This is a genomic window from Ralstonia sp. VS2407 (assembly GCF_052950655.1).
On record NZ_JBRFVG010000001.1, the window covers coordinates 513,880 to 531,989 of the forward strand.

An 18,110-nucleotide genomic window follows, 5' to 3' on the forward strand; every position below is an offset into this window, starting at 1 on the left:
GTGACACCATGTTCGCGTACCTGATCAAACGGTTGCTGCTTCTGATCCCGACACTGATCGGCGTGATCACGCTGACGTTTATCGTGATCCAGTTCGTACCTGGTGGCCCGGTCGAGCAGATGATGATGGAGATGAAAGGGCGCGGCGCAGGCAGCGAGGCCAGTGGCGGCGGTGCGTTTGACTATCGCGGCCGCCGCGGCGTCGATCCTGAGAAGATCAAGGAAATCCGCGCGCTGTATGGTTTCGACAAGAGCCCTGTCGAGCGCTACTTCCTGATGCTCGGCCGTTTTGCACGCTTCGACCTTGGCGAGAGCTATTTTCAGCACCGTAGCGTGTGGGACCTTATCAAGTCGAAATTGCCGGTATCGATTTCGATCGGGTTGTGGACGTTCTTTCTCACGTACCTGATAGCGGTGCCGCTCGGCATTGCGAAGGCCGTGCGGGCTGGCAGCCGGTTTGATCTGGTGACCAGCATCATCGTGTTGGTCGGCTACGCCATCCCGGGCTTCGTGCTCGGGGTGCTGCTGCTTGTGCTGTTTGGCGGCGGCACGTTCTTCCAGTGGTTCCCGATCCGGGGGATCACATCGGATAACTGGGATCAGCTCAGCCTGCTCGGCAAGATCACGGATTACCTTTGGCACATCACGCTGCCCGTCATGGCGTCGGTGGTGGGCAGCTTTGCCGTCATCACCATGCTGACGAAGAACGCGTTTCTTGAGGAAATCCGCAAGCAGTACGTGCTGACGGCACGCAGCAAGGGGCTGTCGGAGCGGCGCGTACTGTGGAAGCACATCTTCCGCAACGCGCTGCTGCCGCTGGTGACGGGCTTCCCGTCGGCCTTCATCGGGGCATTCTTCACTGGGTCGCTGCTGATCGAGCAACTGTTCTCGCTCGACGGCATGGGCTTGCTGTCGTATGAGGCGGTGGTGCGGCGCGATTATCCGGTCGTGCTCGGCACGCTGTACCTGTTCACGCTGATCGGGCTGGCCGCGCGCTTGATTTCCGACGTGTGCTACGTGCTGGTTGATCCGCGTATCCATTTCGGCTCGGTCGGGCGATAGGCGGGCCGGCAACCATGACCCAGTATTCGCGCACTTCCACGCATCCATCCAATACGGCAACGCCGCATCCCGTGCGGCATTCGCCGTCGCCCCTCAAGCGGGCGTGGCGCCGCTTCAAGCAGCATCGGCTCGGTTACTGGAGCCTGATCATCTTCGTGGCGCTGTTCGTGCTCAGTCTGGGCGCCGAATGCATCTCAAATGACCGGCCGCTGGTGGTCAAGTACCACGGCCACTGGTATTTCCCGATCGTGAAGGCCTACCCCGAGACGACCTTCGGCGGGGATTTCCCGACCCCGACGGATTACCTCGATCCGTTCATCCGAGACAAGTTCAAGGAGCCGGGAAGCTTTGCGATTTATCCGCCCAATCCGTATTCGTACGAGACGCTGAACTATTTTTCGAAAGAGCCCAACCCGGCGCCGCCCTCGGCTGAGAACTGGCTCGGTACCGATGACCGTGGTCGCGATGTGTTTGCGCGGCTGCTGTACGGCTTCCGTGTCTCGGTGCTGTTCGGGCTGGCGCTCACGGTGCTTGGCGTGCTGGTCGGCACGCTGACGGGCGCGCTGATGGGCTTCTTCGGCGGGCGCTTCGACATGGTGTCGCAGCGGCTGATTGAAATCTGGAGTTCGATGCCAGAGTTGTACCTGCTGATCATCTTCGCGTCGATCTTCACCCCCAGCCTTGGGCTGCTGATCATTCTGCTGTCGCTGTTCGGGTGGATGAGCCTGTCGGATTACGTCCGCGCCGAGTTCTACCGCAACCGCTCGCTCGACTATGTGAAGGCCGCGCGGGCGATGGGCCTGTCCAGTTGGCAGATCATGTGGCGCCACATCATGCCCAACAGCCTGACGCCCGTGATCACCTTCCTGCCGTTCCGCATGAGTGCGGCCATTCTTGCGCTCACCAGCCTGGATTTTCTTGGCCTGGGCGTGCCGCCATCCACCCCCAGCCTGGGTGAACTTCTCGCACAGGGCAAGGCCAACCTGGATGCGTGGTGGATCTCGCTGTCGACTTTCGTGGTGCTCGTGCTGACCCTCGTGCTGCTGACCTTCATGGGCGACGCGCTGCGCGATGCCTTCGACACGCGCCTGTCGTTCGCCCAACTGCGTACGCGCCAGAAACCGGCGGGGGTGAAATGACCCGCGTTGATCTGCATGCCTCCACGCCGAAATACGACGGCCCGCTGCTGCGCCTGGACGATCTGTGCGTGCATTTCGAATCCGAACACGGCGAGGTGACGGAAGCCGTCAAGCACGTCTCGCTCGACTTGCACGCCGGCGAGCGCTTCGCCCTGGTGGGCGAATCGGGCTCCGGCAAGTCCGTGACCGCGCTATCGATCATGCGATTGCTGGCCGACGCGCAATACAGCGGCCGCATCCTGCTCGAAGGCCGCGACCTGCTGGCGGCCAGCGAGCGTGAGATGCGCGGTCTGCGTGGCGCCGATGTCGCCATGGTGTTCCAGGAGCCGATGACGGCGCTCAATCCGCTGTACACGATCGGCAACCAGATCGTCGAAACACTGGAATTGCACGAGGGTCTGGACAAGCGCGCCGCCAAGGCGCGCGCGATTGCTCTGCTGGAACGCACCGGCATTGCCGAGGCGCCGCGCCGGTTTGACGCCTTCCCGCACCAACTGTCGGGTGGTCAGCGCCAGCGCGCAATGATCGCCATGGCGCTGGCGTGCTCGCCGAAGCTGCTGCTGGCCGACGAGCCGACCACCGCGCTGGACGTGACGGTGCGCATGCAGATCCTGCAATTGCTGCGCGAGCTGCAGGCCGAGTTCGGCATGGCCATCATGCTGATCACGCACGACCTGAACATGGTGCGCGCCTTTGCCGAGCGCGTTGGCGTGATGGAGCGCGGCGTCTTGGTCGAAACCGGCAACACGGCCGACGTGTTTGCCGCGCCCAAGCACCCGTACACGATCCGCCTGCTTGAGAGCCGCCCGCAGCGCGACGTGCTGCCGCTGGTGCCGCTTGCGCCCGTGCTGCTCGAAGCCGACAAGCTGACGGTCACCTACGAACGCCATCGCCCCGGGTTTGCCGGCTGGTTCAGGACCGACCCGTTCACCGCGGTCGACTCCGTGTCGCTGCAACTGCGTGAAGGCGAGACGCTTGGCATCGTGGGCGAGTCAGGTTCCGGCAAGACCACGCTCGCACAGACGCTGCTGGGTCTGCAGGCGGCAAAGAGCGGCGACCTGCGTTTCCTGGGCAATTCGCTGCTGCGTATTTCGCGCGACGAGCGCCGCGCAGTGCGGGCGCGCATGCAGGTGGTATTTCAAGACCCATACGGCTCGCTGTCGCCGCGCATGACGATCGAGGAGATCGTCGGCGAAGGGCTGGCGCTGCACCAACCGCACATCAACGCCACGGAGCGACGTCACCGCGTGATCGAAGCCCTGCGCGAGGTGGGGCTTGATCGCACGGCGCTGGGCCGCTATCCACATGAGTTTTCGGGCGGGCAACGCCAGCGCGTCGCCATTGCCCGTGTCCTGATCCTCAAACCGCAGCTGCTGGTGCTCGATGAGCCGACTTCAGCACTCGATGTGTCGATCCAGCAGCAGGTGCTTTCACTGCTGTCAGCCCTTCAGAAAAAGTACAACCTGTCGTATCTATTCATCAGCCACGACCTTGCTGTCATCCGCGCGATGTCACATCGCGTGGTGGTGATGAAGGATGGAAAAGTGGTGGAAGAGGGTGACACTGAAGCGGTGTTGGCGTCCCCCTCGCACCCCTACACCTGCAAGCTGATGGCGGCTGCCTCACTCATCCCTGCGCGGGATAACCCGTAAAACCCATCGCGTTTGCCCCGAATCAGTGCAGTTTTGATGCGCGGTTTTTGTAAGAATGCGCATCCAAAGTCATGTCTAAGTGCCTGATTTGCATGTGGATTCCGAAGAATTTGTAACGACCTTTGACAAGTCAAAGTGTCACTTTTATCATCCTGCGAGATTGTTTTAACAAGATTCGGACTGGTCTCATTTGCGGGGGCATATGTTCGCCGCATCATTACGAGTTTCCGAGGGAGAACCAATGCAGCATTTCGTACTTCATTCCATGGCGCGCCTGGCGGTAGGGGTTGTGATCGGCTGCGGCGTGATCGTGTCGAATGCAGTGCACGCTGATACGGTCTTCAAGGACACGGAAGTCCGCGCCGACGTCAAGCCTGAAGCCAAACCGGGCCTCATCTCCAACGTGATGAGCAAGACGGGTGACGTGGTCATGAACGCGCTGGGCATGATCGGCCTGCGTTACCGCTTCGGTGGCAACACGCCGGAATCGGGCCTCGACTGCAGCGGATTCGTCCGCTACGTCTTCAACGACACCTTTGGTTTCCTGCTGCCGCGTCGCGCTGTGGAAATGAGCCGCGTCGGCACCAGCGTGGACACAGCTGAACTGCGTCCCGGCGACTTGGTGTTCTTCAACACCATGCGCCACACCTTCTCGCACGTCGGTATCTATATTGGCGACAACAAGTTTGTGCACGCACCGTCCACGGGCAGCAAGATTCGCGTGGATGACATGACCGCCTCGTACTGGGTGACGCGCTACAACGGCGCCCGCCGCATCGAAGGCAACTCCGGTGCGGCCATCAAGGACGGCGCCGATAACTTCGTCGAGCAACTCAAGCGCGTCGATCCGAACGCCGCCGGCAAGCCACTCGCAATGTACGGCGGTTGATTCGCTCGGACTCGCTATCACACAATAGAAAAAAGACCGCCGCGGCGGTCTTTTTTGTTGCCTGCTGAAGGGGCATCAGCGGGGTGGCAGCGGGGTGCCGACGATGGTCTGCGTCAGATGCAGCTTCTCCCGCAGCAGCGGCATGGCGGCCTGGGCGGCCTGCTCGCCTGCCAGAATCGCCTCGTTGCGCGCGGTGAAGTCGCTGCCCTTAACAAACGGCAGCGATGGTGTGATCACCACGTCCGCCTGAGCCAGCTCGGTCTTGTTGATGCTCTGACCCATGATGGCCGTCGTCTGCAGCAGCATGCTCGCTTGCCCCGATACCGCCTGGTTGGACGGGTCTGCCGAGATATTCACCGCAATCACGAACGTTGCGCCCATCTGCTTGACGTACGTCACGGGCACGGGCGCCACCAGTCCCCCGTCGACGTATTGGCGGCCGCTGATCGTTACCGGCTGGAACACGCCTGGGATGCTGCACGACGCACGCACCGCCTGACCGGTATTGCCGCGCCGGAACAGGATCGGCTTGCCGCTCGCCAGGTCCGTCGCCACGATGCCCAGCGGAATATGCATCTGCTCGATGGTCTTCTGCTTGACCAGCCGGTTGATGTACTTCTCCAGCGCCTCGCCCTTGAGCCAGCCGCCGAAGCGCGTGCCGAACGGCAGAGCCCAGTCGGCGATCATGGCTTCGTCCATCTTGAGCGCCATGCGGTTCATTTCCAGCCCTGACATGCCGGACGCGTAGATCGCCGCTACCACGCTACCCGCACTTGTGCCGGTGATGAAGTCGATCTGAACGCCCTGGGCTTCCAGCATCTTGATGACCCCGATGTGCGCAAAACCGCGCGCGGCACCGCCGCCTAGAGCCAATCCGATTCGCACGGGCTGTGTGGCCGGCTGCGCCGTAGGCGGCAGCACGGCCGTGGCGGGAGTGGCAGGTGTCTCGGTTTTGCCGGATGAGAAACCCGTCACGGTGCAGGCGGAGAGGACGGCGGCGCCGGCGGCGCCCAGGAAGAGGCGGCGTTGCATGAGGAGGTTGGGGCGGTTTGATATGCCGCGCAGTGATGTTCAGTCGTAACCGAGCGCACTGCGGCCGGCCGCCATTGTGCCAAAGTTCAGCGACAGGTCGGCCGGATATGCGTGGCACGGTTGCTATAATTTCGGTTTTGATAGAGGCCGCTCAGGATCCGCGCTCGCGGTCCGACCATGCGGCCTTATTCGTTCAGCCATTCCTATGACACAGCGCGTCCGCACTCGTTTCGCCCCAAGCCCCACCGGCTTCATCCATCTCGGCAACATCCGCTCGGCACTCTATCCGTGGGCTTTCGCGCGCAAGATGAAGGGAGACTTCATCCTGCGCATCGAAGACACCGATGTGGAGCGTTCCAGCCAGGAAGCCGTCGACGTGATCCTGGAGGCGATGGCATGGCTGGACATGGACATCGATGAAGGCCCGTTCTACCAGATGCAGCGCATGGACCGTTACCGCGCCGTGGTCGCGCAGATGGTGCAGCAGGAACTGGCTTACCCGTGCTACATGAGCACCGAAGAGCTTGACGCCCTGCGCGAAGCGCAACGCGAGCGCGGCGAGAAGCCCCGCTACGACGGCACCTGGCGCCCCATGCCCGGCAAGGTCTTGCCCACGCCGCCGGCCGGCGTGCAGCCTGTGATCCGTTTCAAGAATCCCATCGGCGGTAGCGTCGTTTGGGACGATGCGGTGAAGGGCCGCATCGAAATCTCCAACGACGAGCTCGATGATCTCGTGATCGCGCGCCCGGACGGCACGCCGACGTACAACTTCTGCGTGGTCGTTGACGACATGGATATGCAGATCACGCATGTGATCCGCGGAGACGACCACGTCAACAACACGCCCCGCCAGATCAACATCCTGCGCGCGCTTGGTGGCACGCCGCCGGTCTACGCCCACTTGCCGACCGTGCTCAACGAGCAGGGCGAGAAGATGAGCAAGCGGCACGGTGCCATGGCCGTCACGGGCTACCGTGATGCGGGCTATCTGCCCGAGGCCATCGTCAACTACCTTGCCCGCCTCGGCTGGGCGCACGGCGATGCCGAGATCTTCTCGCGCGAGCAGTTCATCGAATGGTTCGATCTCGAGCACCTGGGCAAGTCGCCCGCGCAATACAACCCTGAGAAGCTCGCCTGGCTGAACAACCACTATATCAAGCAGGCCGACAATGCGCGCCTGGCTGATCTGGTGAAGCCGTTCATCGAAGAGCTGGGTGGCAAGGTGGATGGTGGCCCCGTCCTGGCTGACGTGATCGCTCTCGTGAAGGACCGTGCCAACACGCTGCGTGAAGTCGCCCAGACGGCGCTGCTGTTCTATCGCTCCGATCTGGCTGTCGAACCGGAGCTGGCCGCGCTGCACCTCACCGAGGACGTACGCCCTGGCATCGCAGAGCTGGCTGAGAAGCTCGGCGCGCTGCCTGAGTGGAAGCGCGAAGCGATTGGTGCAGCCTTCAAGGAAGTGCTCGCCGCACACGGCTGGAAGATGCCGAAGCTGGCGATGCCGGTGCGCTTGCTGGTGGCCGGGCAACTGCAAACGCCGTCGATTGATGCCGTGCTGGAACTGTTCGGCCGCGACGTTGTTCTGCGTCGTCTGGCGGCGTGACGAGCACGACGCAAAAAATTTTGCGAAAGGGTATTGCCAAGCGCTAAATACTTCCCCTATACTCTTGTTTTCGCTGCAACACGAAGCGAAATGCAGTAAGAAGCAAGCAGTAAAAGGCAGTACCTCGGGGCTATAGCTCAGCTGGGAGAGCGCTTGCATGGCATGCAAGAGGTCAGCGGTTCGATCCCGCTTAGCTCCACCAAAATGCCGGAAGATTCGATTCAAAAAATAATTTGAAAAGAGGCTTCCAAAACGCAAAAAAGTTCGTTATAGTAGCGGACTTCGCAGCGTAAGACAGAAAGCGTTGCAAAACAGTTTCTGTCCCCTTCGTCTAGAGGCCTAGGACATCACCCTTTCACGGTGAGTACAGGGGTTCGAATCCCCTAGGGGACGCCAAAACAAGAGCTTAACCAGAAGCTCATTAGCAAAATCAGTCTCTAGCTGATTTTGCAACCGACACGGAGCGGTAGTTCAGTCGGTTAGAATACCGGCCTGTCACGCCGGGGGTCGCGGGTTCGAGTCCCGTCCGCTCCGCCAAATCAAAACCCGCTGCTTGCAGCGGGTTTTTTCTTTTGCGCTTTCAATTCAAGCCACGCTAATCAAGATTGATGCTGCTTTAAAGTGAGTGTGAATGGCTCGCTTTAATTGGCAGCGCGGCTCACGCGATTGAAATAGCTGACCAGCAGCGCGCCAGCCACCAGCAAACTGAGCCCATTGGCGGCCCAGAAACCGGCTGCGCCGCGCAGTGCCGCAGCAATGTCCCCCAACAGCCCAAATCCAAGCACATAACCGCCGCCAAGCCCTACGCCCCACAGCGATAGCGCATAGATCACAGTCGGGATGAGCGCGATTTTGTATGCGCGCAGAATGAACGCCGTCATGACCTGGAGCGCATCGAACATCTGATAGAAGGCGATGAAAGGCAGCAGCGGCACCGCAATCGCCAGGACGGCGGCATCGTGCGTGTATAGGCTGACCAGCTCCCGCCGCAAGAACAGCACGGCCGCGCCAACGATGACCGCACACATCACCGCCAGCTTGATGCCATTCAGTGAGATGCGCCGTGCTGCTACGCGATCGCGGGCCCCAATTGATTGCGCGGCCAGCGTGGACGTCGCGATCGATAGCGACAGGGGCACCATATACGCAACCGCTCCAAGATTGGCGGCAATCTGATGCCCGGCCAGGACCACCGTGCCAAGGCGCGCGATGAAGATCGCCATCAACGTGAACGACGTGATCTCGATCAGGTAGGTGAAACCCATTGGCACGCCCAGGCGTACCAGCGCCCACAGCCGCGCGCGGTTAGGGGGCGAGTAGTGCGTGAAAATCGCGAACGGCTTATATGCCGGATTGCGCATCAGGATGATGACCGCTGCGACGAACCATAGCCAACTGATGATCATCGAGGCAAGTGCGCAGCCTGGGCCGCCCATCGCCGGGAAGCCCATGCCGCCGTACAGAAATAGTGCGTTGAGAGGAAACTTGATGGCGAGGCCTGCGAGCTGCAGTACCGTCACCATCACCGGGCGCGACAGCGCGTTGTTCAACGCAGAGTAGATCCGGAAGCCGAGTGCCGCAGGCAACGCGAGCGCTTCATACCGCAAATAGGCGGTGGCTTTCTCAGTGAGTTCTGGCGTGGCGTCCGCCAGGTGCAGTAGTGGGGCGGGGAACCAGAGGATCAGCATACCGATCGCGGCGAGCACCAGTCCGAGCCAGGCGGCCTGGCGCACTTCTTCGCCGATCTCGCTGTGCCTTTGCGCGCCGTAGAGTTGTCCTGCGATGGGCGAGAGCGCTTGCAGCACGCCCATCAGGCTGATGTACACCGTCACGTAGATCGAACCGCCGAGGCCGATGGCCGCGAGGTCTGCTGCAGAGGCGCGGCCAGCCATCGCCGTGTCCAGTACGCCGAAGGCGATGACAGCCAACTGGCCGATCAGTACCGGCCAAGCCAGTTCGGTAATGCGGCGGACGTCGGCGACAAACATGAGGGGCTACGGAAACCTTACTGGCGCAGCTTGCGTCGGCGTGTGGTTGCCGGGGTGGGCGGCGGATGTTTGGCGGCCGCGGCCTCAGTCAGGCGGTACATGCGGAAGTGCTCATCGCGATCGGCTGGGCGGCGGCCTTCCCAGATCAGGCGCCACTCGTAGTTGGAGACGCTCGTCGGTGCGCCGTAGTCGTACGGATCATGACGCAGCAGGATGTCGCAGTTGTCTTCGGCGCTGCCAAAACGGATGTGGCCGAAGTACGCAAATGAGGCGAGCTGCGCATCGCCCATACGGATCGGCTGCACGCACGTGTAGGTGCGCGGCAGTGCGAGGGCGGCCGACTGCGCGACATCGCGATATGTCTTGGCGTAATTGATGGTGGGTAGCCACAGCGTCATCATCAGCACCCACATTAGCGTGGTGCCGGCGGCCGAGATCACCACTGCGCGCCAGATGGCCTTTGGTGCGCGTGATGTACGCCAGACGACGATCAGCACCCACGCCGCGGTCACGAGCAGTGCGCAGACCAGTGCGGTCCAGCTGAACTCGGGGCGATAGCCCGGCACGATGCGGTACACGTTGCGCGCAAGCTGAGGCGGAAAGCCCGTCATCTTGGCGATCCACAGCAGCCAGAGGGTGCCACCCAGAATGGTGAAGGCCAGCAGCGCAAACCAGTCGATTGCGCTGATGGCGCCACGCTTGAGTGTCGGCAGCGCGAACGTGGCCATCACCGCCATCGGTGGAATCAGCAGCAGGAAGCCGTCGTCGCCCGGGTGGGGCTGCATGAGCAGCAGCACCAACTGCGGCAGCAGGACGGCCAAGGGCAACGTGATATGCGGAGCGGTGCGCATGCCGCCCCAGCTCTTCCACGCCCATGCGGCCAGCGGCCAGACCGGCCAGGCGAACAATGGCAGGTTGCGCGCGACAAAGCCGAGCGAATGCGCCGTCGGGCCAGCGTATTGGTGGCGATCGAAGCGTGCCCATTCGCGAACGTAGGTCACGGCGTCAGTCGGATTATTTGCCAGCAAGTACGCCATCGCCGGCCACGAGCATCCCAGTACGAGCGACACGGGCAGTGCCACTGTGAGCAGTGCGCGCAGCGGCAGCACGCGCGTGGCATGCGCGGCGATCAATACGGCCACCGTGATTGTCAGGGGCAGGATTGGGCCGCCCGCCAGCGACAGGCAACCGATGCCGATGCCGTAGATGAGACTGCCGTGCACCGGCTTGTCCAGCGCTCGGATCAAGCCATACACCGCGACCGCCACGAAGCAGAGCGCCCCAACCAGCGGTGTCGTTTCGTGACCGCGCTGCGCGAGGCCTACGCAGGCGAGGAAGATCAGTAGTGCGCCATCTGCCAGCGTACGGCCGTAGTCGCGCGTGTTGGGCTGGCCACCAAAGACGAATTCAAACGGTTGGACTTCCGCGCGACGACCCAGCAGATAGGCGCCATACCAGATGCACGCGCTGGTGACGAAGAAGAAGAGGGCGGTCGCCAGGCGCGACGCATCCGCGGGGCCGAGCCATTGTCCGAAGAGGCGAATGAACGCCCCGCCGATCCAGAACACCAGCGGCCCCGATTGCACGACAGGGCGCCCGACGATGTTCGGCATCAGCCAGTCTTGCGCGTTGCCGGTGGCCAGCGTCCACATCGCGCCGAAGCCGGCGGCGTCTTCGTTCTTCCACGGGTCGCGCGAAAACAGGCCCGACAGGCCGTAGATCACGCAGATGGCGAGCAGCAGCCAACGCGGCAACTCACGGGTGGCGGCGGCAGTCAGGCGGATGCGCGAGACGCGGGTGGTGTTCATCGAGTGTCAGACCGGGCGAGCCCGGCCGGGGTTGCACAGCGACGTGCTGATCGTAAAGAGAGGGGCCGAATCAACGGCCTAACATGTGCCGAAAAACAAAAAAGGCAGCCGGAGCTGCCTTTTTCTGACCACTAAGACGGTCTGCACTGAGCGGGTCATGCGCTGAGCCGTCTCCGGCGCCGGTATTACTTGGCAGCCTTGCCGATCTTGCTGCCGAACTTGTTGCGGAACTTTTCGACGCGGCCTGCCGTGTCCAGAACCTTTTGCTGGCCCGTGTAGAACGGGTGCGATTCGGACGAGACTTCGATCTTTGCCAGCGGATATTCCTTGCCGTCCAGCGTGATCATTTCCTTGGTCTGGATGGTCGAGCGGGTGATGAACTTGAAGTCGCTGGACATGTCCTGGAACACGACTTCGCGGTAATTCGGGTGAATGCCTTCTTTCATGATGGGCCCTGGGGTAGAGGTAGCCAATTCGCGGCGCGCTTCAGGTGCTCACATGGTAGGAGCCACCGTGCGACCAGCCCTCGAATCACTTGCCGGGTGGAGAAACGAGGATTATGCCAGACAAACAAAGGCTTGAGCAACGCGCCAGCCGCAAAATCCGTCGTGCCGGCGCATCGGAAAGTGACTTTAGGAGCCTATTTCGATCAAGGTTTGGCCAGACGCTCGATGGTGAGCACGCCGTGGCCGTCCAGATCCATGGTCCTGGTGTCGCCGATGCGCAACGAGGTGTCGAAGTTGCGCGCCCAGGTGTCGACGTGTGCAGGGGCCTCGGTGTCGGGCGACGGCTGGAACCGATGCAGCGTTACACCGATGGACAGCGTCTGGAACTCGCCCGACGCTCCCATCGGCCGCAGGGTGACGTCCACGCCGGTCTTGGCCCAGCGGTGGCGCATGAATTGGCAGGTAGTGGTGTCGCAGCCGAGCGGGATTGTGTCATCGGGCAGGCCGGCGGCGAAGCGCGCCTCCCATTCTTTCCTGGGCATCGAGCCGCCCACGTCGTACGTGTGGGTACGTTCGAGCAGTGCGATGTGCTCGCCCGTGGTGGATGTGTCGGCCGAAAGCGTGACGCGTTTGGTTTCTGATTGCCCATCGAATTGGGCGGTGACGCTGAGGATTACGGGCACGGCTGGCTGTGCCCACGCTGTGCCGGCAGCGAGACAACAACCGAGCAGCGTTGTGCGAAGCGCTTGGCGAATCGTCATGGCAGGAAACCCTCCGGGCGTTGTTCAGAATGCAGCACGCGCCGTGCCGGATCTTGCAGGTAGAAGGCTTGCAGGAGCACGTACAACGATGGAAGCGTCTCAAACAAAGCCACCGGTTCAACGAAGAACACTTCCGACGCTACCGCAAAGAACTCGGCCGGATGCTGTGCGCCATAGGGGTCGAGCAATGAAAGGATCGGGTCGTCGCCCCACCGGCGCTCGGGAATCTGGTCGCAACGATTGGCGAAGGCGTCGTACTCGGCATAGAGTTCATCGGCCCATTGCTCGCGGTCAACATCGGCATGCAGCCGCGATGAAAACGCCGGGACGCCGTCCGATTCGCCGTTGAGCATGTCGAGCTTGTGTGCAAACTCGTGCACGACCACGTTGTATGGCTGCGCGCCTGGCGCGGCCAGTGCGCCCCCAAGTTCAATGTCCTGCCACGAGAGGATGACCGGGCCGTGCTCCCATGCCTCGCCGGCGGCTTCTTCGCGCACGTTGTGTACGACGCCGTCTTCATCCATGACCTCCTTGCGGATGACGAACTCTCCGGGGTAGATGACCACCCCGTGCCATCCGGCATACCACGACATGCCCAACTCCAGGATCGGCACGCTGGCCTGCACGGCTACGCTGATCACCATGTCGTCGGTGAGCGGCAAATCGTGCGCGGTGGTGAATTCCTTTTCGGCGATGAAGAGCGTGGCCTTTTCACGCAGGCGTGCGAGGTCTGCGTCAGACCAGTCGACCAGGAAGGGCAGGCTATCGAGCGCACGTAACCACAGCGCGTCGGAGATGGCGTAACGGTTCAGCCGCCGCGTGCGTGCGCGGCCGGAGAACCACCGGAGGACAGACGAAAGCATGCGTCCAGTATATCGGCCGGCGCCTGCAGCTTTGCGACGCGCGCTAGCGCCCTTGTCGGGGAATCAGGCGACTGAGAGGAGTCGTGCACCGCGCTGATTGGCGACGTACACGGCCTCGGTGCGGCTGCGGACTTTCAGGCGCCGATACAGCGTGCTGATATGCGCCTTGGCTGTCGCCTCGGAGATGTTCAGCATGCGGCTGATGGTCTTGACCGGATGCCCGCGCGAGAGCAGCACCAGAATCTCGTACTGCCGCGGCGTGATTCCGAGCAGCTTCGGATCGGTCTGCGGGTCGCCTGCAAGCGCCGGGTTGGGTGCGCCGTCCAGGCGTGATTCCGGCAGCAGCGCGCTGGCCGGAATGTACTGACCACCCACCAGAACGAGCTCCAGCGAAGCCGCGATGACTTCGCCCGGCGAATGCTTGAGCGTGTAGCCTGACAATCCCATCTGCATGAGCGTACGGATGATGTCGGGCGATTCGGATTCGGCCAGCACGACCACGTGGCGCGCGTGCGGCCGATGCATGATTTCGCCGATGGCCGACAACTCGTCGAGATGTGGCAACGGCAGGCCGATCACAAGGAGTCCGGCGTCGGCATTGGTTTCGATGGCGTCGAACATCCCTTCGTCCGGTTCGACAACCGTGACGCCAGTGACGCCCTTGAGCGTCCGTAGCAGGTGCGCAATGCCTGTACGCACCAACGGATGGGCTTCGATCAAAACAGTGTTCATCGTTGTTCTCGACCTGTTACCGATCTTGCGAACATCCTTGTCGCCCAGGCGAGATACAGGCCGGAGCAGACCCCCGTTCCGAATCATTTTAGTGGCGGAAGTCAAAAATGACAGCCGCCACGGCCATGCCTCGGGACCCTCCTTGCGGCGTCCTGGGTACTGTAGCCCAGCGTTTGCCAGGGCGCGCAATTCGACCACCGCAGCACCTGCGCCCGATAACCGCGGATTTTGTGGCGACGGCTGTTTCAGTCGCGACACAAAAAGCGCATGCCATGCAGGGTCGCGCGGTTCTCCGTGTGGAAAATATCCCGTTAAAACAAGGCGTTAGCCATCATGGCATGGATGTCGCTCTATATCCCGTCGGGGAGGAGCGAGCCATGCCGACAATCGCGCAGCGCTGTGCTCGACGTTTGCCGTTCGGGTGGACGGTCGAGAAGACCGGAGTGGTCGCAAATCGCACGGCCATGATCGTCATGGTGCCTGCGCTTGCAGTAGACGGCGATTTCGTCGCGCGGCGTCCAGTTACACCGCTGATCGCCCTTCGAAGCGTTCTCGCCGATACGTTGCCGGCGCGACTCGCATTCGGTCTCATTCCCACCCGCGCATTCGATCCATCCACCGGTTCTGTCGTGTCCGCACTCACGGACGGCGAACTGAGTACGTCGCATGCGTGGCTTAACAATCCAACGGCGAAGGGGCTTTCGCAATCCCCCCGGAAGTGGGGTGCTTTGCGGTATGTGCCGCTTACCGTGTCAGATTGCCGGCGCCGCAACAGTCTCTTGGCAAAGGTTGTCGTTGGTTGCGCAGCCTTGGGCGCACCAAAATGTGGCGCTTTCGCAACGTGCGCCGAAGAGGCCGGCGTAGCGGCTCTTCAACGGTTTCGTGCTCCGTCCCCCGGCGGGCACTCTTTTCTTAATAGCCATCCTGGAGCTAGATCCCGATGCAAACCAACCTGGCCGCGTTTGCGGCGCTGGCACCGCCGATTGACTCCGTTGCCGGCAACTGAATTGAATGCACTGAACCAAATGCTGGATGAATCCGGTTGGGGGAAGCAGGCAGTGCCAGGTCGGTCATTTTTTGTTCTTGCCCTCAATGCCCCTCAGGAGCGCAGCGCTAACGCTACGCCCCCGATCGCATGAAACCGATGAGACGGACGACGCTCAGGCCGTATGCAGAGGATGCTCTGCGCGAATGCCGTGCTTTTGCATCAGCCGGTACAGCGTGACTCGGGACACCGCCAATTCGCGCGCCGTCATGCCCATGTGGAAGCCGTTGCGCGCGATGGCCGTACGGATGGCGTCCGACTCGGCGCCTTCGCGCGCTTCTTCCAGCGTCTGGCCCGACACGGATGCGTAGCCTTCGAGATGCAGGTCAGCGGCGGAGATCTTGCGGTTGTCGGTCATCACCAGCGCGCGGCGCACGCGGTTGATGAGTTCGCGTACGTTGCCCGGCCACGGGTAATGCATCATCGCGTGCAACGCGCAGGGCGTGAACCCGCGGATGCGGTGCGAGGCTTCGCTCGCGTGCTGGGCCAGGATGTGTTCGGCCAGCAGCACGATGTCGCTGCCGCGCTCGCGCAGCGGCGGCACCGACAGGGTCAGCACGCACAGTCGATGGAACAGGTCGGTGCGGAATCCGCCGTGGTGTTGGGCTGCCTCCAGATCCACGTGTGTCGCCGAGATGATGCGGATGTCCAGCGGGATCGCCTGGTGCCCGCCCAGCCGCGTGATCGTGCCTTGCTGCAGGAACCGCAGCAGGCTGACTTGGCTCTCGAGCGGCAGGTCGCCGATTTCATCGAGGAATAGCGTGCCGCCATTGGCATGCTCGACCCAGCCGATATGACGTTGATGCGCGCCGGTAAATGCGCCTTTTTCGTAGCCGAACAATTCGGACTGGATCAGGTGCGGCGGAATCGCTCCGCAGTTGATGGCGATGAACGGCCCGCCCGCGCGCGAGGACGCTTCGTGAATGGCCTGCGCTGTCAGCTCTTTGCCGGTGCCCGACTCGCCCGCAATGAAGGCTGGCGCACTGTTCTGCGCGACCTTGCGGATGGCGCGGAACAGGCTGTGCATGGCGGGGCACTCGCCCAGCATGCGAGCGTGATTCGCCTTGGGCGCCGGCGTGACTTCTTGTGCGAGCGAGGCCATGCCCCAGGCGTGACGCAGCGAATACGCGGCCTCATCCATACGCAGCGGCATCTGCACGTAGTCCACGCAGTAGTCGCGCACGAGTTGGCGCACGCGTTCGTGGTTCAGCATGGCGGGCGGTAGGGCGGCCACCCAGCCTACATGCGAGACCTGCATGCAGCGCTCGAGCAAATCCAACTCCGCAGCGGAGAACGCGCTGCTGAAATCGACCAACCCGGCCATGGGAACGCCGTCGCGAATGGCGCAACCCAGTTCACGCATCGACGTTACGCGCCGCACGTGCCACTCTGCACCCAGAATCGTCTCGTCGATCTCCCCCATCCCTGCGCGCGACGCCACTACGACGGTTCGGCACGCAGCAGTACATTCCAGCGACTCTTCGCGCATGGTTTCCCCCGTTCGATTCTTGGTGTGGTTCGTTCTTTGCCGAGGCGGCTCGGCCAGGGCAGGCTTGCAGTATGGTTGCCGAGTTTCTCTTTTGCGATGACGTTTAAGGACGATGGTGGCAAACGCTTGCGCGCCCGCGCTGTAATGCAAACGAACTAGCGAATTTCACAGCTATGACGAGGAAATCCGCTGGAAAAACAGGCGGTTGACGCAGCAATAAAAAAGCGCACCACAATGGGTGCGCTTTTCGCTATGCGGACAGGAGATTCAGCCGCCGCGTCGCATCATGTCGAAGAACTCGGCGTTGTTCTTTGTCGTCTTGAGTTTGTCGAGAAGGAATTCCATCGCCTCGACCTCATCCATGTCGTGGATGAACTTACGCAGAATCCACACCTTCTGCAGAATGTCTGGTTTGATCAGCAGCTCTTCGCGGCGCGTGCCCGACTTGTTCAAATTGATGGCGGGGTAGACGCGCTTCTCGGCCAAGCGGCGTTCCAGGTGCACTTCCATGTTGCCGGTGCCCTTGAATTCTTCGTAGATCACGTCATCCATGCGGCTGCCGGTTTCGATCAGCGCCGTGCCGATGATGGTGAGCGAACCACCTTCTTCCAGGTTACGTGCCGCACCGAAGAAACGCTTCGGCCGCTGCAGCGCATTGGCGTCGACACCGCCGGTCAGCACCTTGCCCGAGGTCGGCACCACGGTGTTGTAGGCGCGGGCCAGACGCGTGATCGAGTCCAGCACGATCACCACGTCCTTCTTCAGTTCGACCAGGCGCTTGGCCTTTTCGATGACCATTTCGGCCACTTGCACGTGACGAACGGCAGGCTCGTCAAACGTCGAGGCCACCACTTCGCCGCGCACGGTACGCTGCATTTCGGTCACTTCTTCCGGGCGCTCGTCGATCAGCAGCACGAACAGCTCGGCTTCCGGATGGTTGGTCGCGATGGCGTGCGCAATGTGCTGCAGCATCACGGTCTTGCCGGACTTCGGGCTTGCCACCAGCAGCGCGCGTTGGCCGCGGCCGATCGGGGCGATCATGTCGATGATGCGGCCGGTGATGTTTTCTTCGGCCTTGATATCGCGTTCGAGCGTGAGCGGCTTGTTCGGGTGCAGCGGCGTCAGGTTCTCGAACATGATGCGGTTCTTGACCGCCTCAGGAGGCTGCGTGTTGACCTTGTCGACCTTCACCAGCGCAAAGTAGCGCTCGCCATCCTTGGGCGTGCGGACTTCACCTTCGATCGTGTCACCGGTGTGCAGATTGAATCGGCGGATCTGCGACGGGCTGATATAGATGTCGTCGGTGCTGGCCAGATACGAGGTTTCCGGCGAGCGCAGAAAACCGAAGCCATCGGGCAGCACTTCAAGCGTGCCGTCACCGAAAATCGTTTCCCCCTGTTTCGCCTTCTTTTTCAGGATGGCAAACATCAACTCCTGTTTGCGCATGCGTTGGGCGTTATCGATCTCCAGCTGCCCCGCCATTTCCAGCAATTGGGACACGTGCAAGGATTTCAGTTCTGTCAGATGCATAGACGAAAGATGAGGGAAGGGCCCGAACGGGCGGCGAAACGAGAAACGGGGGGAGGGGGAAAGGTCGAGCGA

Annotated in this window: 14 protein-coding genes and 3 tRNA genes; 8 read left to right on the forward strand and 9 right to left on the reverse strand. The window is 62.0% G+C overall.

The window, feature by feature from the left end; genetic code table 11:
- Nucleotides 1-8: 8 nt before the first annotated feature.
- The 4 genes from ACU8YE_RS02460 to ACU8YE_RS02475 all read left to right on the forward strand — a co-directional run bounded on the left by ACU8YE_RS02460 (nucleotide 9) and on the right by ACU8YE_RS02475 (nucleotide 4,741).
- Complete coding sequence (locus tag ACU8YE_RS02460; protein WP_232042479.1) at nucleotides 9-1,061, forward strand: microcin C ABC transporter permease YejB; 1,053 nt, start codon at nucleotides 9-11, stop codon at nucleotides 1,059-1,061.
- A gap of 14 nt (nucleotides 1,062-1,075) precedes the next feature.
- Nucleotides 1,076-2,200, forward strand: coding sequence for an ABC transporter permease (locus ACU8YE_RS02465; protein ID WP_232042480.1), 1,125 nt, complete (start codon nucleotides 1,076-1,078; stop codon nucleotides 2,198-2,200).
- The gene (locus ACU8YE_RS02470; protein ID WP_322016511.1) at nucleotides 2,197-3,852 is read left to right on the forward strand and encodes an ABC transporter ATP-binding protein; all 1,656 of its coding nucleotides are present in this window, start codon (nucleotides 2,197-2,199) and stop codon (nucleotides 3,850-3,852) included. The genes ACU8YE_RS02465 and ACU8YE_RS02470 overlap by 4 nt, the downstream gene beginning before the upstream one ends.
- Before the next feature lie 241 nt (nucleotides 3,853-4,093).
- A complete protein-coding gene (locus ACU8YE_RS02475; protein ID WP_027677664.1) occupies nucleotides 4,094-4,741 on the forward strand; it encodes a C40 family peptidase in 648 nt (215 codons plus the stop codon).
- A gap of 75 nt (nucleotides 4,742-4,816) precedes the next feature.
- On the opposite strand, the gene ACU8YE_RS02480 is transcribed toward ACU8YE_RS02475, so the two are convergent.
- Nucleotides 4,817-5,773, reverse strand: a complete 957-nt coding sequence (locus ACU8YE_RS02480) for a patatin-like phospholipase family protein (RefSeq protein ID WP_440476113.1) — start codon at nucleotides 5,771-5,773, stop codon at nucleotides 4,817-4,819.
- A 205-nt stretch (nucleotides 5,774-5,978) separates the two neighbouring features.
- Here ACU8YE_RS02480 and gltX point away from each other — a divergent pair, with 205 nt between their 5' ends.
- The 4 genes from gltX (at nucleotide 5,979) to ACU8YE_RS02500 (ending at nucleotide 7,913) form a co-directional block, all read left to right on the forward strand.
- Nucleotides 5,979-7,376: a glutamate--tRNA ligase gene (gltX, locus tag ACU8YE_RS02485; protein ID WP_414560512.1), complete on the forward strand. Its 1,398-nt coding sequence runs from the start codon at nucleotides 5,979-5,981 to the stop codon at nucleotides 7,374-7,376.
- A gap of 126 nt (nucleotides 7,377-7,502) precedes the next feature.
- Nucleotides 7,503-7,578, forward strand: a tRNA-Ala gene (locus ACU8YE_RS02490).
- Nucleotides 7,579-7,696: 118 nt separating this feature from the next.
- A tRNA-Glu gene (locus ACU8YE_RS02495) sits at nucleotides 7,697-7,772 on the forward strand.
- Nucleotides 7,773-7,836: 64 nt separating this feature from the next.
- Nucleotides 7,837-7,913: transfer RNA gene (locus ACU8YE_RS02500), tRNA-Asp, on the forward strand.
- 104 nt (nucleotides 7,914-8,017) lie between these two features.
- On the opposite strand, the gene ACU8YE_RS02505 is transcribed toward ACU8YE_RS02500, so the two are convergent.
- From ACU8YE_RS02505 to rho, 8 genes are all read right to left on the reverse strand, one after another.
- Nucleotides 8,018-9,364 (reverse strand): MATE family efflux transporter, encoded by a 1,347-nt coding sequence (locus tag ACU8YE_RS02505; RefSeq protein ID WP_446928033.1) that lies wholly within the window; start codon nucleotides 9,362-9,364, stop codon nucleotides 8,018-8,020.
- Between the two features lie 17 nt (nucleotides 9,365-9,381).
- On the reverse strand, nucleotides 9,382-11,172 hold the full coding sequence (locus tag ACU8YE_RS02510; protein ID WP_260802666.1) for an ArnT family glycosyltransferase: 1,791 nt from the start codon (nucleotides 11,170-11,172) through the stop codon (nucleotides 9,382-9,384).
- 185 nt (nucleotides 11,173-11,357) lie between these two features.
- Entirely contained in the window at nucleotides 11,358-11,618 is a 261-nt protein-coding gene (locus ACU8YE_RS02515; RefSeq protein ID WP_004626237.1) for a type B 50S ribosomal protein L31, read from the reverse strand.
- Between the two features lie 203 nt (nucleotides 11,619-11,821).
- Nucleotides 11,822-12,379: a hypothetical protein gene (locus ACU8YE_RS02520; RefSeq protein ID WP_446928034.1), complete on the reverse strand. Its 558-nt coding sequence runs from the start codon at nucleotides 12,377-12,379 to the stop codon at nucleotides 11,822-11,824.
- Entirely contained in the window at nucleotides 12,376-13,242 is an 867-nt protein-coding gene (locus ACU8YE_RS02525; protein WP_446928035.1) for a M90 family metallopeptidase, read from the reverse strand. The genes ACU8YE_RS02520 and ACU8YE_RS02525 overlap by 4 nt, the downstream gene beginning before the upstream one ends.
- Before the next feature lie 63 nt (nucleotides 13,243-13,305).
- Nucleotides 13,306-13,974 (reverse strand): LuxR C-terminal-related transcriptional regulator, encoded by a 669-nt coding sequence (locus ACU8YE_RS02530; RefSeq protein WP_009238433.1) that lies wholly within the window; start codon nucleotides 13,972-13,974, stop codon nucleotides 13,306-13,308.
- Between the two features lie 1,160 nt (nucleotides 13,975-15,134).
- Nucleotides 15,135-16,508 carry a sigma-54 dependent transcriptional regulator gene (locus ACU8YE_RS02535; RefSeq protein WP_232042488.1) on the reverse strand — a complete coding sequence of 458 codons (1,374 nt, stop codon included), beginning with the start codon at nucleotides 16,506-16,508 and terminating at the stop codon, nucleotides 15,135-15,137.
- 267 nt (nucleotides 16,509-16,775) lie between these two features.
- Complete coding sequence (gene rho / locus ACU8YE_RS02540; protein ID WP_004626250.1) at nucleotides 16,776-18,038, reverse strand: transcription termination factor Rho; 1,263 nt, start codon at nucleotides 18,036-18,038, stop codon at nucleotides 16,776-16,778.
- Nucleotides 18,039-18,110: the final 72 nt, after the last annotated feature.

Excerpts from the sequence above, each read along its gene's own strand:
- ACU8YE_RS02535 (WP_232042488.1), bottom strand. The coding sequence starts at position 16,508 with ATGCGCGAAGAGTCGCTGGAATGTACTGCTGCGTGCCGAACCGTCGTA.
- ACU8YE_RS02470 (WP_322016511.1), top strand. The coding sequence starts at position 2,197 with ATGACCCGCGTTGATCTGCATGCCTCCACGCCGAAATACGACGGCCCG.
- ACU8YE_RS02475 (WP_027677664.1), top strand. The coding sequence starts at position 4,094 with ATGCAGCATTTCGTACTTCATTCCATGGCGCGCCTGGCGGTAGGGGTT.
- ACU8YE_RS02505 (WP_446928033.1), bottom strand. The coding sequence starts at position 9,364 with ATGTTTGTCGCCGACGTCCGCCGCATTACCGAACTGGCTTGGCCGGTA.
- ACU8YE_RS02515 (WP_004626237.1), bottom strand. The coding sequence starts at position 11,618 with ATGAAAGAAGGCATTCACCCGAATTACCGCGAAGTCGTGTTCCAGGAC.
- ACU8YE_RS02510 (WP_260802666.1), bottom strand. The coding sequence starts at position 11,172 with ATGAACACCACCCGCGTCTCGCGCATCCGCCTGACTGCCGCCGCCACC.
- ACU8YE_RS02520 (WP_446928034.1), bottom strand. The coding sequence starts at position 12,379 with ATGACGATTCGCCAAGCGCTTCGCACAACGCTGCTCGGTTGTTGTCTC.
- rho (WP_004626250.1), bottom strand. The coding sequence starts at position 18,038 with ATGCATCTGACAGAACTGAAATCCTTGCACGTGTCCCAATTGCTGGAA.
- ACU8YE_RS02525 (WP_446928035.1), bottom strand. The coding sequence starts at position 13,242 with ATGCTTTCGTCTGTCCTCCGGTGGTTCTCCGGCCGCGCACGCACGCGG.
- ACU8YE_RS02530 (WP_009238433.1), bottom strand. The coding sequence starts at position 13,974 with ATGAACACTGTTTTGATCGAAGCCCATCCGTTGGTGCGTACAGGCATT.
- ACU8YE_RS02465 (WP_232042480.1), top strand. The coding sequence starts at position 1,076 with ATGACCCAGTATTCGCGCACTTCCACGCATCCATCCAATACGGCAACG.
- ACU8YE_RS02480 (WP_440476113.1), bottom strand. The coding sequence starts at position 5,773 with ATGCAACGCCGCCTCTTCCTGGGCGCCGCCGGCGCCGCCGTCCTCTCC.
- gltX (WP_414560512.1), top strand. The coding sequence starts at position 5,979 with ATGACACAGCGCGTCCGCACTCGTTTCGCCCCAAGCCCCACCGGCTTC.
- ACU8YE_RS02460 (WP_232042479.1), top strand. The coding sequence starts at position 9 with ATGTTCGCGTACCTGATCAAACGGTTGCTGCTTCTGATCCCGACACTG.